The organism is Micromonospora sp. MA102 (genome assembly GCF_025460765.1).
Taxonomy (GTDB): domain Bacteria; phylum Actinomycetota; class Actinomycetes; order Mycobacteriales; family Micromonosporaceae; genus Micromonospora; species Micromonospora halotolerans.
In genome coordinates, this window is record NZ_JAMWEG010000007.1 from 121,305 (window position 1) to 136,196 (window position 14,892).

12 protein-coding genes are annotated in these 14,892 nt (G+C 71.6%); 7 read left to right on the forward strand and 5 right to left on the reverse strand.

The annotated features are described in order from the left end of the window. Positions 1–22: 22 nt before the first annotated feature. Positions 23–2,092 carry a beta-galactosidase gene (locus NFX44_RS16185; RefSeq protein ID WP_262284387.1) on the reverse strand — a complete coding sequence of 690 codons (2,070 nt, stop codon included), beginning with the start codon at positions 2,090–2,092 and terminating at the stop codon, positions 23–25. Positions 2,093–2,371: 279 nt separating this feature from the next. Here NFX44_RS16185 and NFX44_RS16190 point away from each other — a divergent pair, with 279 nt between their 5' ends. The 4 genes from NFX44_RS16190 to NFX44_RS16205 are packed head-to-tail and all read left to right on the forward strand — an operon-like array spanning position 2,372 to position 7,812. Further along, the gene (locus tag NFX44_RS16190; protein WP_262284388.1) at positions 2,372–3,700 is read left to right on the forward strand and encodes an ABC transporter substrate-binding protein; all 1,329 of its coding nucleotides are present in this window, start codon (positions 2,372–2,374) and stop codon (positions 3,698–3,700) included. Positions 3,701–3,722: 22 nt separating this feature from the next. After that, a complete protein-coding gene (locus NFX44_RS16195) occupies positions 3,723–4,679 on the forward strand; it encodes a carbohydrate ABC transporter permease (RefSeq protein WP_262284389.1) in 957 nt (318 codons plus the stop codon). Next, complete coding sequence (locus tag NFX44_RS16200; RefSeq protein WP_262284390.1) at positions 4,676–5,587, forward strand: carbohydrate ABC transporter permease; 912 nt, start codon at positions 4,676–4,678, stop codon at positions 5,585–5,587. The genes NFX44_RS16195 and NFX44_RS16200 overlap by 4 nt, the downstream gene beginning before the upstream one ends. After that, positions 5,584–7,812, forward strand: a complete 2,229-nt coding sequence (locus NFX44_RS16205; RefSeq protein WP_262284391.1) for an alpha-galactosidase — start codon at positions 5,584–5,586, stop codon at positions 7,810–7,812. Before NFX44_RS16200 ends, NFX44_RS16205 begins: the two co-directional genes overlap by 4 nt. Positions 7,813–7,868: 56 nt before the next feature. Here the strand turns inward: NFX44_RS16205 and NFX44_RS16210 are convergent, their stop codons facing one another. Together NFX44_RS16210 and NFX44_RS16215 are read right to left on the reverse strand one after the other, a co-directional pair. Beyond that, on the reverse strand, positions 7,869–8,816 hold the full coding sequence (locus NFX44_RS16210) for a CU044_5270 family protein (protein WP_262284392.1): 948 nt from the start codon (positions 8,814–8,816) through the stop codon (positions 7,869–7,871). After that, positions 8,813–9,454, reverse strand: a complete 642-nt coding sequence (locus tag NFX44_RS16215) for an RNA polymerase sigma factor (protein WP_262284577.1) — start codon at positions 9,452–9,454, stop codon at positions 8,813–8,815. Before NFX44_RS16215 ends, NFX44_RS16210 begins: the two co-directional genes overlap by 4 nt. Before the next feature lie 273 nt (positions 9,455–9,727). On the opposite strand from NFX44_RS16215, the gene NFX44_RS16220 reads away from it, so the two are divergent. From NFX44_RS16220 to NFX44_RS16230, 3 genes are all read left to right on the forward strand, one after another. Then, complete coding sequence (locus tag NFX44_RS16220; RefSeq protein WP_262284393.1) at positions 9,728–10,726, forward strand: polysaccharide deacetylase family protein; 999 nt, start codon at positions 9,728–9,730, stop codon at positions 10,724–10,726. Between the two features lie 110 nt (positions 10,727–10,836). Then, positions 10,837–11,229, forward strand: a complete 393-nt coding sequence (locus NFX44_RS16225; RefSeq protein ID WP_262284578.1) for a YciI family protein — start codon at positions 10,837–10,839, stop codon at positions 11,227–11,229. A gap of 3 nt (positions 11,230–11,232) precedes the next feature. Then, positions 11,233–12,582 (forward strand): RNA polymerase sigma factor, encoded by a 1,350-nt coding sequence (locus NFX44_RS16230; protein WP_262284579.1) that lies wholly within the window; start codon positions 11,233–11,235, stop codon positions 12,580–12,582. Positions 12,583–12,614: 32 nt separating this feature from the next. Here NFX44_RS16230 and NFX44_RS16235 read toward each other — a convergent pair whose 3' ends face one another. Continuing rightward, positions 12,615–12,914 (reverse strand): helix-turn-helix domain-containing protein, encoded by a 300-nt coding sequence (locus NFX44_RS16235; RefSeq protein ID WP_262284394.1) that lies wholly within the window; start codon positions 12,912–12,914, stop codon positions 12,615–12,617. A 595-nt stretch (positions 12,915–13,509) separates the two neighbouring features. Next, a complete protein-coding gene (locus NFX44_RS16240) occupies positions 13,510–14,883 on the reverse strand; it encodes a cellulase family glycosylhydrolase (RefSeq protein WP_262284395.1) in 1,374 nt (457 codons plus the stop codon). Positions 14,884–14,892: the final 9 nt, after the last annotated feature.

Here is a 14,892-nt window from a genome sequence, read left to right on the forward strand (position 1 = left end):
TCCCTTCGGGCGGCACGAGACGTCAGACCGCGTCGGTCATTCGTCGCACCGCGGGCGCGCCGGCGTCCGGCGGTCCGGACGGCAGGGCCCGGTCGCCTGCGCCGCCGGACGTCTCGCGGACGACGGCCACCTCCCCCGCCGGGACGACCAACTCGCCGTCGCACCAGACACCGGAGAGCAGTTCGGCGCCGGTGACCGACAACCGGGCCTCGGCGTCGGTGTGGTTGATGACGAACAGCCAGCTCCGGTCGGCCGTGCGACGACGGACCACCTCGACGCCCTCCGGCACGGTCGCCGCAGGGCGGACGCCCGCCTCGACGAGCAGCCGGGCCACCAGCCCGTCGGTGGCAGCCCCGTCGAGCCGGGTGCCGAGGTACCAGGCCGCGCCCGCGCCGACCGCGTGCCGGGTCAGCGCCGGCACGCCCGGCAACGGCCCGTCGGCGTACGCGGCGAGCACCTCGGCGCCCTCGGCGTGCAGCCATTCGGTCCACACGTCGGCGGTCGTGCCGTCGTCGAGGCGGACCGACTCACCGGCCCGGAGTGGGAAGAACTCTTCGGTGCGGACACCGAGCAGCTCGCGGAACGCGCCCGGGTAGCCGCCGAGCCGGATGTGGTCGTGCTCGTCGACGATGCCGCTGAAGTAGGTGACCAGCGCGGTCCCGCCGGCCTCGACGTACCGGCGCAGCGCGTCGGCGTCGGCGTCGCGGACCAGGTAGAGGGTGGGCGCCAGGACCAGCCGGTAGCGGGACAGGTCGGTGGACGGGTGCACCACGTCGGCGGTGACCCCGGCCCGCCAGAGCGCGTCGTGCAGCGCGGTGAGCCGGTCGACGTAGGTGACGTCGACGCTGGGGTGGGAGTCGAGTTCGGCACCCCACCAGGCCTCGTAGTCGAAAAGGATGGCCACGTCGGCGTCGACCCGGCTGCCGCGCAGCTCGGCCAGGGCCCGCAGGTCCGCGCCGAGCCGGCAGACCTCGCGGAACACCTTGGTCTCCGGACCGGCGTGCGGGACCAGCGCGGAGTGGAACTTCTCCGCGCCGGCCCGGGAGGCCCGCCACTGGAAGAACAGCACCCCGTCGGCGCCGCGCGCCACGTGGGCGAGGCTGTTGCGGCGCAACTGGCCGGGGGTCTTGGCGATGTTGCGCGGCTGCCAGTTCACCGCGCTGGTGGAGTGCTCCATGAGCAGCCACGGGTCGCCGCCGGCGACACCCCGGGTGTGGTCGGCGGCCAGCGCGAGGCCGACGTGCGGCTGCGGGTCGGCGGCGGTGAGGTAGTGGTCGTTGGCGACCAGGTCCACGTCGGCGGCCCAGGAGTGGTAGTCGAGGTACTTGATGCCGGTGCCGATCATGAAGTTCGTGGTGACCGGCTGGGTGGTGAGCCGGGTCAGCAGCTCCCGCTCGGCGCGCAGCTGGGCGCGCTGCTCGTCGGAGGAGAAGCGCAGGAAGTCCAGCTGCTGGGTGGGGTTGGCGAAGGTCGGGGCGGTCCGCGGCGGGTTGACCTCGGCCCAGTCGTGGTAGCGCTGGCTCCAGAACGCGGTGCCCCAGGCGGCGTTGAGCGCGTCGAGGTCGCCGTAGCGCCCGCGCAGCCAGGCGCGGAACGCCTCGGCGCTGACGTCGCAGTAGCAGTGCACGTTGTGGCAGCCCAGCTCGTTGGAGACGTGCCACATGACGACGGCCGGATGGTCGGCGTACCGGCCCGCGACGGCCTCGACCAGGGCGAGCGAGCGCTCGCGGAACACCGGCGAGCTGGGGCAGTACGCCTGCCGCCCGCCCGGCCAGAGGATCGTGCCGTCGGCGCGGCGGGGCAGCGTCTCCGGGTGCCTGTGGGCCAGCCAGGGCGGCGGGCTGGCCGTGGCGGTGGCGAGGTCGACGCTGATCCCGCCGTCGTGCAGCAGGTCGAGCGCCCGGTCCAGCCAGCCGAACTCGAAGCGGCCGGGAGCGGGTTCCAGCAGGGCCCAGGAGAAGATCCCGACCGAGACGAGGTTGACCCCGGCGCGGCGCATCAGCTCGACGTCCTCGGCCCAGGTCTCCTCGGGCCACTGCTCCGGGTTGTAGTCCGCGCCGTACCAGATCTGCTCGCCGTGCCAGTTCCGCATGACAGCAGAGCGTGCCGCCGAACGCCACCCAAGTCAACACTTTCCAACATCGACAGAAATTCCAACGTTTACCTTGTCTCGCCGTTGTCACAACTGGGTTATCGCTGTCCTTCTGCCCTCTTGACAGCGCCGAAGCAAGGGGTAGCTTCAACCGCCACCGGCTGTTTGTGTTCGGACGTGTGGATTCTCGGTGGATCTACGGCGGCCGGCATGAACACCTATCCCCGTCACCGATCACGGCCCTTGGGCGCAGCGCACCTCTTCCACGCAGGAGGCACAATGTCCCGTCCCCGCACCGAAGCCGAGTACCTCGCTCGACTCGTACCCCCGTCCGTCGCCGGCCTGAACCGCCGCTCGCTGCTCGCCGGCGCGGCCGGCACGGGCGCGCTGCTCGGCACGGGACTGCTCGCCGGCTGCGGCTCCGACTCCGACTCCGGCGCCGACTCGAAGACCGTGTCGGTCGGCTCGAACGCCTCGGACCCCACGCCGAAGGACGTCCTCGCCAAGATGGCGGCCGGCTTCCAGACCAAGTCCGGGGTCACCGCCAACATCAACACGGTCGACCACAACACGTTCCAGGAGAACATCAACAACTACCTGCAGGGCAAGCCGGACGACGTGTTCACCTGGTTCGCCGGCTACCGGATGCGGTTCTTCGCCGCCAAGGGCCTGGCCGGCGACGTCAGCGACGTCTGGGGCAAGCTCTCCGGATTCTCCGACGCGTTCAAGAAGGCGTCGACCGGGGACGACGGCAAGCAGTACTTCGTGCCGGCGTCCTACTACCCGTGGGCGGTCTTCTACCGCAAGTCGGTGTGGCAGCAGCGCGGCTACCAGGTGCCGAAGACGCTCGACGACTTCACCGCGCTCGGCACGCAGATGAAGAAGGACGGCTTGAACCCGATCGCCTTCGCCGACAAGGACGGCTGGCCGGCGATGGGCACCTTCGACATCCTCAACCTGCGCATCAACGGCTACCAGTTCCACGTCGACCTGATGGCCGGCAAGGAGGCGTGGACCTCCGACAAGGTCAAGAAGGTCTTCGACACCTGGGCGGGGCTGCTGCCGCTGCACCAGCCGGACGCCCTGGGCCGGACCTGGCAGGAGGCGGCCCAGTCGCTGCAGCAGAAGAAGAGCGGCATGTACCTGCTCGGCCTCTTCGTCGCCCAGCAGTTCAACGAGAACGAGCAGGACGACATCGACTTCTTCACCTTCCCGGAGATCGACTCCACCATCGGGGCCAAGGCCCTGGACGCGCCGATCGACGGCTACATGATGGCCCGCAAGCCGAAGTCCGAGGCCAACGCCAAGAAGCTGCTGGAGTACATCGGCGGCGTCGACGCCGCGAACATCATGGTGAAGGGCGACCCCGGCACTCTGGTCGCCAACACCGGCGGGGACACCAGCGGCTACACCGCGCTGAAGAAGAAGGCCGCCGAGCTGGTCGGCTCCGCCACCGAGATCGCCCAGTTCCTCGACCGGGACACCCGGCCGGACTTCGCCTCGACCGTGATGATCCCGGCGTTGCAGCAGTTCATCAAGGACCCGAAGGACATCAGCGGGCTGCTCACGAGCATCGAGAACCAGAAGAAGTCGATCTTCACCAGCTGAAGACGGAAGGGGGAGGACAGCCATGTCCGACCTGCCCCTGATCCAAGCGGATCGCGCCGTGCCGCCGCCGGCCGCGACCACCACCACGCGTGGTCGCGGCCGCCGGCTACGGCTCCTGTCCGGCACCGACCGCGTGGTGATCACGCTGATGGTGCTGGTGCCCCTGCTGCTCGTCGTCGGCCTGGTCTGGCTGCCGGCGGGAGCGACCGTGCTGCTCTCCGGCACCAACTGGGACGGCATCGGCCCGCTGGGTGAGATCGATTGGGTCGGTCTGAAGAACTACGACGACGTGGTGAACATCTACCCGCCGTTCGTGCCGGCCGTGCAGAACAACCTGCTCTGGCTGGCCGCGCTGTTCGTGGTGGCCACCCCGTTCGGGATGTTCCTCGCCGTGCTGCTGGACAAGGAGATCCGCGGCAGCCGGTTCTACCAGACCGCGCTCTACCTGCCGGTGGTGCTCTCGCTGGCGCTGATCGGCTTCGTCTGGCAGCTCATCTACAGCCGCGACCAGGGCCTGCTCAACGCGCTGCTCGGCACCCAGACCGACTGGTACGGCGACCCGAACGTCAACATCTGGGCGGTGCTCCTCGCCGCCGGCTGGCGGCACGTCGGCTACATCATGCTGCTCTACCTGGCCGGCCTGAAGGGCGTCGACCCGTCGTTGCGCGAGGCCGCCGCCGTGGACGGCTCCTCCGAGGCCAGCACGTTCTTCCGGGTCGTCTTCCCGGTGATGCGACCCATCAACATCATCGTGCTGGTGGTGACGGTGATCGAGTCGCTGCGCGCCTTCGACCTGGTCTGGGTCATCAACAAGGGCCGCAACGGCCTGGAGCTGATCTCCGCCTTGGTCACCCAGAACGTGGTGGGCGAGGCGAGCCGGATCGGCTTCGGCTCGGCGCTGGCGACCATCATGCTGGTCGTCTCCCTGGTCTTCATCACCCTCTACCTGTTCACCGTGATGCGGGAGGACCGGCGATGAGCAGCGCGACCCTGACCCGTGCGCCCGACGCCGCGCCACCGCCCGCCCGCCGCCGGCCACTGCGGCCGGCCCGCGTGGTCCTGCACGTCTTCCTCGCCGCGGTGGCGGTCGGCTGGCTCTTCCCGATCCTCTGGGCGGTGCTGACCTCGCTGCGCTCGTACGAGTACACCGCCACCCACGGCTACGTCTCGCTCGGCGGCTGGACCCTCGACAACTACCTCACCGCGTGGCGGACCGCCGAGTTCGGCAAGCACTTCCTGAACTCGGTCTACATCACGGTCCCGGCGGTGCTGCTGACCCTCTTCCTCGCCTCGTGCGTGGCGTTCGTGATCGCCCGGTTCAGCTGGAAGCTCAACATCGCGCTGCTCGGCCTCTTCACCGCGGCGAACCTCCTGCCACAGCAGGCCCTGCTCATCCCGCTGTTCCGGATGTTCACCGAGATCCCGCTGCCGGCCTGGATGAGTGACTCGGAGCTGCTCTACGACAGCTACTGGGGGCTGATCCTGGTCAACGTCGCCTTCCAGTGCGGCTTCTGCGTCTTCGTGCTGAGCAACTACATGAAGGCCCTGCCGCACGAGCTGTACGAGGCGGCCATGGTGGACGGGGCGAGCGTCTGGCGGCAGTACTGGCAGGTGACCATGCCGCTGTGCCGGCCGGCCCTGGCCGCGCTGGCGACGCTGGAGGTGACCTGGATCTACAACGAGTTCTTCTGGGCCACCGTGCTCATGCGTACCGGCGACAAGTTCCCGGTGACCAGCTCGCTGAACAACCTGCGCGGCGAGTTCTTCACCGACAACAACCTCGTCTCGGCCGGCTCGGTGCTGGTCGCCATCCCCACCCTGGTCATCTTCTTCCTGTTGCAGAAGCAGTTCGTCCGGGGCCTCACCCTGGGAGCCAGCAAGGGATGACCATCGTCCACCTGCGCCGCGCGCGGACCAGCCTGGTGCTCGACGCGCGCGGCCCCGGCCTGCCCCGGGTCGTGCACTGGGGCGCCGACCTCGGGCCGCTGCCGGCCGCCGACCTGCCCGCGCTGGTCGACGCCACCGTCCCGCCGGTGGTGCCGAGCAGCTTCGACGCGCCGACCGTGCTGTCGCTGCTGCCCGAACCGAGCGCCGGCTGGAGCGGCCGCCCCGGCCTGGCCGGGCACCGGGACGGCCGGGACTGGTCGACGGCCTTCCGGCTCACCGGGCTGGACGTCGCCGACGACGGCGACCTGCCCGGCGACCCGGAACCGAGCCGCGTGGCGGCGGGCGGGGACGCGGTGCGCGTATCCGGACCGGAGCGGGACCACGACGCGGCCGGGTCCGCACGGGTGACCGTGCGGGCCGCGGACCCGGGCGCCGGGCTGTCGCTGACCGTCGAGATCACCCTGACCACCGCGGGGCTGCTGACCGTGCGACACCGGCTGCGCAACGACGGCGACCGGCCCTACGAGGTACGCGAGCTGACGCCGGTGCTGCCGGTGCCGGCGGTCGCCACCGAACTGCTCGACCTGACGGGGCGCTGGTGCCGGGAGCGCGCGCCGCAGCGGCACCCGTGGTCGATGGGCGCCTGGGTACGCGAGGGACGGCACGGCCGGACCGGGCACGACGCCACCCTGCTGCTGGTCGCCGGCACGGCCGGGTTCGGCTTCGGGCACGGCGAGGTGTGGGCGGTGCACACCGCGTGGAGCGGCGACCACGTCACGGTCGCCGAGCGCCGGCCGACCGGGGAGGCCACCCTCGGCGGCGGTGAGCTGCTCGCGCCCGGGGAGATCCTGCTCGGGCCGGGCGAGGAGTACGCCACTCCCCTGCTCTACGCGGTGCACTCCGCCGACGGGCTGGACGGGCTCAGCGACGTGCTGCACACCCACCTGCGCGCCCGCCCGGAGCACCCGCGCGGCCCCCGCCCGGTGACCTTGAACGTCTGGGAGGCGGTCTACTTCGACCACGACCTGGATCGACTCCGGGGTCTCGCGGACCGGGCCGCCGAGGTGGGCGTGGAACGCTTCGTGCTGGACGACGGCTGGTTCCGCGGCCGGCGGCACGACCGGGCCGGCCTCGGCGACTGGTGGGTGGACGACGAGGTGTGGCCGGGCGGGCTGCAACCGCTCATCGACCACGTCCGGAAGCACGGCATGCAGTTCGGGCTCTGGGTCGAGCCGGAGATGGTCAACCCGGACTCGGACCTGTTCCGCGCCCACCCGGACTGGGTTCTCCAGGCCCCCGGCCGGCTCCCGCCGGAATGGCGGCACCAGCAGGTGCTCGACCTCGCGCACCCGGACGCGTACGCCCACCTGCTCGGCCGGCTGGACGCGGTGCTGAGCGAGCACGACGGGATCGCGTACCTGAAGTGGGACCACAACCGGGACCTCACCGAGGCCGGGCACGGCGGGCGGCCCGGCGTGCACGCGCAGACCGTGGCCGTCTACCGGCTCCTCGACGACCTGCGCGCCCGGCACCCCGGCCTGGAGATCGAGAGCTGCTCCTCCGGGGGCGCCCGGGTGGACCTGGAGATCCTGCGCCGCACCGACCGGGTCTGGGCCAGCGACTGCAACGACGCCCTGGAGCGGCTGTCCATCCAGCGCTGGACCGGCCTGCTGCTGCCGCCCGAGCTGATCGGCACCCACATCGGACCGGAGCGCTCGCACACCACCCACCGCGTGCACGACCTGGGCTTCCGGGCGGCCACCGCGCTCTTCGGCCACCACGGCATCGAGTGGGACATCAGCGGGATCGGCGCGGCCGAGCGGGCCGAACTCGCCGCCTGGGTGGCGCTGCACAAGCGGCTCCGCCCGCTGCTGCACGGCGGCCGGGTGGTCCGGGTCGACCACCCGGACCCGGCCGTCCAGGCCCACGGCGTGGTCGCCCACGACGGCTCCCACGCGGTGTACGCGGTCTCCCGGCTGGCCACGTCGGCGGCGCAGGTGCCCGGCATGGTGCGGCTGCCGGGCCTGGACCCGGCCCGGCGCTACCGGGTCCGGCCGCCCGCCGGAGTGCCGGAGCCGGCACTGCTGGAACTGGCGCCGCCGGCCTGGCTGGCCACGGACGGCGGGGTGACGCTGAGCGGGTCGGCGCTGGGTTCCGTGGGACTCCAGCTGCCCGCCCTGCACCCGGAGCAGGCGCTGCTGCTGGAGGTCGGCTCGGCCGAGTGAGGATCGGGTGCGGGTGTCGCCGCCGGGGGACGACCCCCCGCACCCGGAGCCCATCGTCAGGCGGGCGGGCGATCGGTCCACTCGGTGGTGAGGGTGAACATCCTGCCCTCCGGGGCCGAGATCCGGGCCCCGTCGGCCGTGACGAAGAAGTTGGTCCTGCGGATGCGGGCGGTGGCCGGGTCGACCACCAGCCGGGCCGCCCAGTCCGCGTCCAGGCGGATCAGCAGGCCCTCCCCGCCCTCGGTCGCCCCGGTGCTGGTCACCTCGGGGTACCCGCCGAAGGCCTGGAAGGCGGCGGCGCGGACCTTGGGAGGCGCGGGCAACTGCGCGATCAGGGACAGCAGTCCGTCGAAGACCATCTGCTCCCGCATGGCCGCGTCCGGCCGGCCGGCGCTCGTCCGGATGTCGCTGTCGCGCACGAGCTCGCCGATCCGCTCCTTCAGCGCCGCCGGCTCGGTCGGTAGCCGCTGAAGTTCGTCGAAGCTGACCTGGGGGCCACCCAGGCGGAACGGTACGGGTCCGGCCAGTTGGAGAACCTTGCCGCCGGTCTTGCCGCCGCGTACCCAGGTCCGGCCGTCACGCCGGGTCCAGCTCTCCGACCGCCAGTCGGCGGCCTCGGTCCGCAGGTACCAGTAGGCACCGGAACCGGCCGGGGTCCTTCCCGCCGTGGTGGCGGCGGCGAGCAGGATCTGGTGGCCGGCCGGGCCCGTCGCGACCGGGGCGGAACGGCCACCGGCGATCGGGGCCGCAGCCTCGGGGCCGGCGGCGCCGATCACCACGACGGCGGCGGTCGCCGCGGCCGCCGCCGTCAGCGCCGACGCCAGGATCAGCCGGCGCCGCGGTCGCTGCCGCGGAACCTGCTCAGCCGGGGATCGGTGCGGGTGTACCTGTGTCATCACGAACTCCTGGATCAACCGGTGGCGGTCGCCCGGGAGGTCCCGCTCCGCCGGGGCCGGCAGCAGGCCGGCCAGTTCGTTGCGTACGTCTCTCGCGTCGGCGTTCATCGGGCTCTCTCCTGAGCGAACCGGACCGCGATCGTGCGGTCGACCGGTATCTGTCCACCGCGCACGGGCGGTTCCCCGATCTCCCCGGCCGGCGGGAGCTTCCCGGCGTTCACGAGCTTCTGCAGCTTGCCGCGGGCCCGGGACAGCCGGGACCGCACCGTCCCGACCGGCACGCCGAGCGCGGCCGCCGCCTCGGCGTAGTCCAGCCCGGACCAGACGCAGAGCGCCAGCACCTCGCGTTCCGGCTGGCGCAGGGCGGCCAGAGCGGTACGGACCCGGGCGAGCCGTTCCCGGTCCCGAAGACGGCCGACCACCTCCTCGGCGAAGTCCGGCACCACCTCGGGCGGAGGCAGCCGGGCCAGCGCCCCGGCGTGCCGGCGGGCGGCGCGGCGCACGTTGCGCGCGACGTTGGTGGCGATGCCGAGCAGCCAGGGCCGCAGCGAACCGGCCTCGGCGTCGACGTCCACCCGCTCCCGCAGCCGCCAGGCCTCCAGGAAGGTCAACGACACCACGTCCTCGGCCGCCGACCAGGCCCCGGTCAACCGGAAACCGTGGTTGTAGACCGACCGGGCGTGGTCGTCGAACAGCTCCCGGAACGCCTCGGGGTCGCCGGCGCGGATCCGGGCGCGCACACTCATCTCCACGTGTCACACCTGTCCGCTCGGCCACCCGAGTTCCCGACCGGATCCGGTCGTCCGGCGGGCGATCGGAACAGGCTCGAAACTTCCGGGCTGAGGCTCCGGTTCGAGCCCGGGTCGGCCAACGCCTGTCGCGGCTCGGACGGCGCGTGGGACTTCCGGAAATTCTTGACTCCGCATCGGCGGCGGGCCAATACTTGCGCCGCCCGCCGGACCTCGACGGCTGTCGATGCGAGGGCCGGCAACCCGCCACCACGAGGAGGGCCCAGCCGCATGTGGAGCAGAACACCGTCGAAGCGATCCCTGGCCGCGGGAGTCGCCGCGGCCGCGCTGGTCGCGGCGAGCAGCCTGGCCGTCACGCTCACCGTGGCGGCCGCCCCGGCCCGGGCTGCCGCCTGCAACGGGTACGTCGGGCTCACGTTCGACGACGGCCCGTCCAACGACCACACCCCCGCCCTGCTCAACGCGCTGCGGCAGAACGGGCTGCGGGCCACGATGTTCAACGAGGGCCAGTACGCGGCCGCCTACCCCGCCCAGGTGCGGGCGCAGGTCAGCGCCGGCATGTGGGTCGGTAACCACAGCTACACGCATCCGCACCTGATCCAGCAGAGCCAGTCGCAGATCGACTCCGAGGTCTCCCGGACCCAGCAGGCCATCGCCAACGCCGGCGGCGGCACACCCCGGCTGTTCCGTCCACCGTACGGCGAGACCAACTCCACCCTGCAGTCGGTCCTGGCGAGGTACGGCTTGACGCAGATCATCTGGGATGTCGACTCGCAGGACTGGAACGGGGCGAGCGTCGACGCGATCGTGCAGGCCAACGCCCGGCTCACCAACGGCCAGATCATCCTCATGCACGAGTGGTCCGCCAACACGCTCGCGGCGATCCCCCGTATCGCGCAGGGGCTGGCCAGCCGTGGCCTGTGCGCCGGCATGATCTCCCCGCAGACCGGCCGCGCCGTGGCGCCCGACGGCGGCGGTGGCGGTGGCGGCGGTGGCGGTGGGGGCAGTTGCACCGCGACGCTCTCGGACGGGCAGCAGTGGAGCGACCGCTACAACCTCAACGTCTCGGTGTCCGGCTCCAACACCTGGACGGTCACCATGAACATCCCCACCCCCGCGAAGGTCATCGCCACCTGGAACGTCAACGCCACCTGGCCCAACGCCCAGACGATGGTCGGCCGGCCGAACGGCAGCGGCAACACCTTCGGGGTCACCATCCAGCACAACGGCAACCGGACCTGGCCGACCGTCTCCTGCGCGGCCGGCTGACGCCGGAAATTTCTTCCGGACGGATGTCGAGGAGCGGGGTGGCAGCTTCTACCGGAGGGTGGAAGCACCGACAATCGGTGCTCGGGCGTGAGGAGCCAACCGTGAAGTACATGCTGCTGATGCAGTTCAGCGCCGCCGGGACCGACTTCCCCTCGATCGACACGTGGACGCCGGAGGAGATCCGGGCGCACATCGGGTTCATGGGCGACGTCAACGCGAAGCTCGTCGCCGACGGGGAGTTCGTGCAGGCCGAGGGGTTGGGCGGGCCGCAGCAGGCGCGGATCGTCCGGGCCGGCGAGAACGGCGCGCCGGTGGTCACCGAGGGACCGTTCGCCGAGACCAAGGAGTTCCTGGCCGGCTGGTGGATCGTGGACTGCGAGACGCCGCAGCGGGCCGTGGAGATCGCCGCGCACATCTCCACCGCGCCCGGACCGGGCGGCCGTCCCCTCGGCATGCCCATCGAGGTGCACCCCGTCATGTCGGCGCCAACGCAGGAGCTGTGACCTCTGGGCGTCCCGGACCACACCGTCGAGGACCTGCTGCGCGAGCTGGCGCCGCAGGTCCTCGGCGTGCTCGCCCGCCGGTTCGGTGACTTCGCGACGGCCGAGGACGCCGTGCAGGAGGCGCTGCTGGCCGCGGCCACGCAGTGGCCCGTCGAGGGGCTGCCCGACCATCCGCGCGGCTGGCTGGTGCAGGTCGCGTACCGCCGGATGATCGAGCTGGTCCGTGGTGAGTCGGCCCGCCGGGACCGGGAGGACCGGGCCGCCCGGCGCGGCGGTGACGACCGGCGGACCGCGCCGGCCGCCGACGAGCCGCTGACCGGGGACCGGGACGACACCCTGGTGCTGCTCTTCCTCTGCTGCCACCCGACGCTCTCCACGGCGTCGGCCATCGCGCTGACCCTGCGCGCCGTCGGCGGGCTCAGCACCGCCGAGATCGCCCGCGCGTTCCTCGTCCCCGAGGCCACGATGGCGCAGCGGATCAGCCGGGCCAAGCAGCGCATCAGATCCTCCGGGCTGCCGTTCCGGATGCCGGCGGAGGAGGAGCGGCAGGCCCGACTCGCCGCCGTGCTGCACGTGCTCTACCTGATCTTCACCGAGGGGCACACCGCGAGCCTCGGCGACGACCTGCGCCGGGTCGACCTCTCCGAGGAGGCGATCCGGCTGACCCGGGCCATGCACGCGCTGCTGCCCGACGACAGCGAGGTGGCCGGGCTGCTCGCCCTGATGCTGCTCACCGAGGCCCGGGCCGCCGCCCGCACCGGCCCGTCCGGTGAGCTGATCTCCCTGGCCGAGCAGGACCGGTCCCGGTGGGACGCCGCGGCGATCGCCGAGGGGACCGCGCTGGTCACCCGCGCCATGGCCCGGGGACCGGTCGGGCCGTACCAGATCCAGGCCGCCATCGCGGCCCTGCACGACGAGGCGCCGACCGCCGAGCGGACCGACTGGCCGCAGATCCTCGCCCTCTACCAGGTGCTGGAAGGGCTGGCGGAGAGCCCGGTGGTGTCGCTCAACCGGGCGGTGGCGACCGCCATGGTGCACGGCCCGGCCGCCGGGCTGGCGGCCCTCGCCGCGCTGGCCGGCGATCCCCGGCTCACCGAGCACCACCGGCTCGACGCGGCCCGGGCCCACCTGCACGAGATGGCCGGGGACCGGGACGCGGCAGTCGCGCACTACCGGGCCGCCGCCGGCCGCACCACCAGCCGCCCCGAGCAGGAGTACCTCCGGATGCGGGCCGCCCGGCTGGCCACGAGCCGTCCATGTGGCGGCGAGCAGTCCGGCCCACTCCAGGACTCGACGTCACACCAGGGGGATTCGGGTACGACGAACGGTCCCTCTGGTGCAGAAGGACCGTAGGACGATGTGATCGGGCCGGCGTCCGCTTGCCGTTACCGCTGGTTGTTCCGGTTCTGCCGGAGGGCTTCTTCGAGCTGGTCCTCGAGAATGATGATCCGGCAGGCGGCTTCCAGGGCGGTGCCCTGGTCGACCAGCTCCCGGGCCCGCGCGGCAAGGCGGAGCTGGTAACGGGAGTATCGGCGATGGCCACCGGCCGACCGGACCGGGGTGATCAACTTTGCCTCGTCGAGGCGACGCAGAAAGTCCTGCGATGCGCCGGTGATTTCCGCGGCGCGACCCATCGTGTACGCGGGGTAGTCGTCGTCACCGAACATGTCGTCGGGTTGGGCCATACACGTACCTCTCCATGACGAGGGCCCCGGCGCTTTTCAGCGCCGGGGCCCGGGTTACGGGTCAAAACACCATCTACCGGCAAAATCGTCGGGTTTTCGTATCCGCACCTACCGCCGTCGGCGGCTCGGGGTGCGAGGATCGCATAAGCGTGACCGGAGACCACCTCTCGTTCGATGGAAACTGCGGTGTCCGGCCCCAGAGTTGAACTGCCTTCTGGAGACGGGCGATCCAACGGTGTTCGGGCCCTCCCTTTCCTCTGCTTCCGATTTCTGTGGTGCTTGTCGTGCTGCCCGCCGGCGCCGGAGCCCCACTCGACTTCATGGCCCCGTGCGCGTGCGGCGGACCGTCCTACCAGGCGAGCCCTGAACCAGCATCGGCCCACCTGTCCGCCCTGACCTGGAATGACGTCAGGGTCTTCACCGCTTCGTCCGCGTCTTCAACGATCTCTGCTGTCTACGACAGGAACACTAGCCCGGTGCGGCGAGAATGTCTAGCGCTTCGGACCTAGATTTGCTGGACCGCCGCGCCTGCTTTCGATGGATGGCACGACAGGCCGGTGGCCGGGTCCGCGCGGACCCGGCCACCGGTGGTGCCTCAGCTCGCGGCGCAGGTCACCGCGGGGATCGGGTTGCTGCCGTTCCAGCTGCCGATGAAGCCGAACGAGGTGCTGGCGCCGGCGCCGAGCCGGCCGTTCCAGTCCACGTTGCGGGCGGTGTACGCCGAGCCGCTGCCGCTGACCGTGGCGTTCCACGACTGGCTGACGGTCTGGCCGTTGGCGAACGTCCACTTCGCCGTCCAGCCGGTGATCGCCGCCGCGCCCGCGGTCACCTTGACCTCACCCTGGAAGCCGCCCTGCCAGGAGTTGACGATCGTGTAGCTGGCGGTGCAGCCACCGGGCGGCGGCGCGGTCGTCGGGCTGGTGGTCGGGCTCGGGCTGGTAGTCGGGCTCGTCGTGGGGCTCGTGGTCGGGCTCGGCGAGGTGCCCGCGTAGACCGAGGCCTCCCGGGCGGTGGCCCTGATGCCGTTCGCCCCGTTGAAGATCCGCTGGCCCCAGGTGGTGAGCTGGTTCGGGTCGAAGTTGGTGACCATGTCGAGGTACTCGACGCCGCCGCCGTTGCCGCTCCACGACCAGCCGAGGTAGCCGATCCCGTGGGCCTGGCTGTAGGCCAGGATGGTGTCCTCGTCGGGGTTGCCGTCGGAGTGGTTGAAGCCGAACTCGCCGACCACGACCGGCAGGCCGGCGGTGCGGAAGCGGCCCAGGTAGTCGGTGATCTCGGCGGCGGTGTCGAAGACGCCGTACATGTGGATCGAGAAGACGGTGTTCTTCTGCGGGTCGGCCGCGAAGACCGACGCGGCGTTGTCGCGCATGGTGAAGGACCAGTCCTGGCCCCAGTTCGGGGCGTCCACCATGATCGTGTGGGTCAGGCCGCCGGCCCGCAGCCGCTTCACGGCGTTGGCCGTGTCGGTGGCCCAGGTGGCGTAGCCCTGGTTGCCGTACGGCTCGTTGCCGATGTTGACGATGACGTACTTCTCCTGGCCCTGGAGTGCGCTCGCGATGCTGAGCCAGTAGTCCACCGCCCGGTCCAGGGTGATGGCGCCGCTCTGCTCGCCGTACCCGGTGGTGTCGTGCACCTCCAGGACGCAGATGAGCCGGTTGGCCTTGCAGAGCGAGATGACGTTGGTGACGTCGGCGGCGCTGTTCTTCGGCCAGCGGTCGCCACTGGCCAGCACCACCCGCACGGTGTTCGCGCCGAGCGCCTTGATGTTGGCGAAGGCGGTGGTCTGCTGCGGGTACCAGGTGTGCGCGTGGTTGACCCCGCGCATGACGAACTCGGTGCCGTTGGCGTCGTAGAGCCGGCCGTTCGCGACGGAGAAGCCGGCGGCGGCGTGGGCCGGCTGCCCGAAGGCGAAGACGGCGGCCAGGACCGTCAGCAGGGCGGCGCCCGCGACGGAAAGCAACTTCTTCATGGCTGTCCT

Excerpts from the sequence above, each read along its gene's own strand:
- NFX44_RS16200 (WP_262284390.1), top strand. The coding sequence starts at position 4,676 with ATGAGCAGCGCGACCCTGACCCGTGCGCCCGACGCCGCGCCACCGCCC.
- NFX44_RS16190 (WP_262284388.1), top strand. The coding sequence starts at position 2,372 with ATGTCCCGTCCCCGCACCGAAGCCGAGTACCTCGCTCGACTCGTACCC.
- NFX44_RS16185 (WP_262284387.1), bottom strand. The coding sequence starts at position 2,092 with ATGCGGAACTGGCACGGCGAGCAGATCTGGTACGGCGCGGACTACAAC.
- NFX44_RS16235 (WP_262284394.1), bottom strand. The coding sequence starts at position 12,914 with ATGGCCCAACCCGACGACATGTTCGGTGACGACGACTACCCCGCGTAC.
- NFX44_RS16195 (WP_262284389.1), top strand. The coding sequence starts at position 3,723 with ATGTCCGACCTGCCCCTGATCCAAGCGGATCGCGCCGTGCCGCCGCCG.
- NFX44_RS16215 (WP_262284577.1), bottom strand. The coding sequence starts at position 9,454 with ATGAGTGTGCGCGCCCGGATCCGCGCCGGCGACCCCGAGGCGTTCCGG.
- NFX44_RS16225 (WP_262284578.1), top strand. The coding sequence starts at position 10,837 with ATGCTGCTGATGCAGTTCAGCGCCGCCGGGACCGACTTCCCCTCGATC.
- NFX44_RS16220 (WP_262284393.1), top strand. The coding sequence starts at position 9,728 with ATGTGGAGCAGAACACCGTCGAAGCGATCCCTGGCCGCGGGAGTCGCC.
- NFX44_RS16205 (WP_262284391.1), top strand. The coding sequence starts at position 5,584 with ATGACCATCGTCCACCTGCGCCGCGCGCGGACCAGCCTGGTGCTCGAC.
- NFX44_RS16210 (WP_262284392.1), bottom strand. The coding sequence starts at position 8,816 with ATGAACGCCGACGCGAGAGACGTACGCAACGAACTGGCCGGCCTGCTG.
- NFX44_RS16240 (WP_262284395.1), bottom strand. The coding sequence starts at position 14,883 with ATGAAGAAGTTGCTTTCCGTCGCGGGCGCCGCCCTGCTGACGGTCCTG.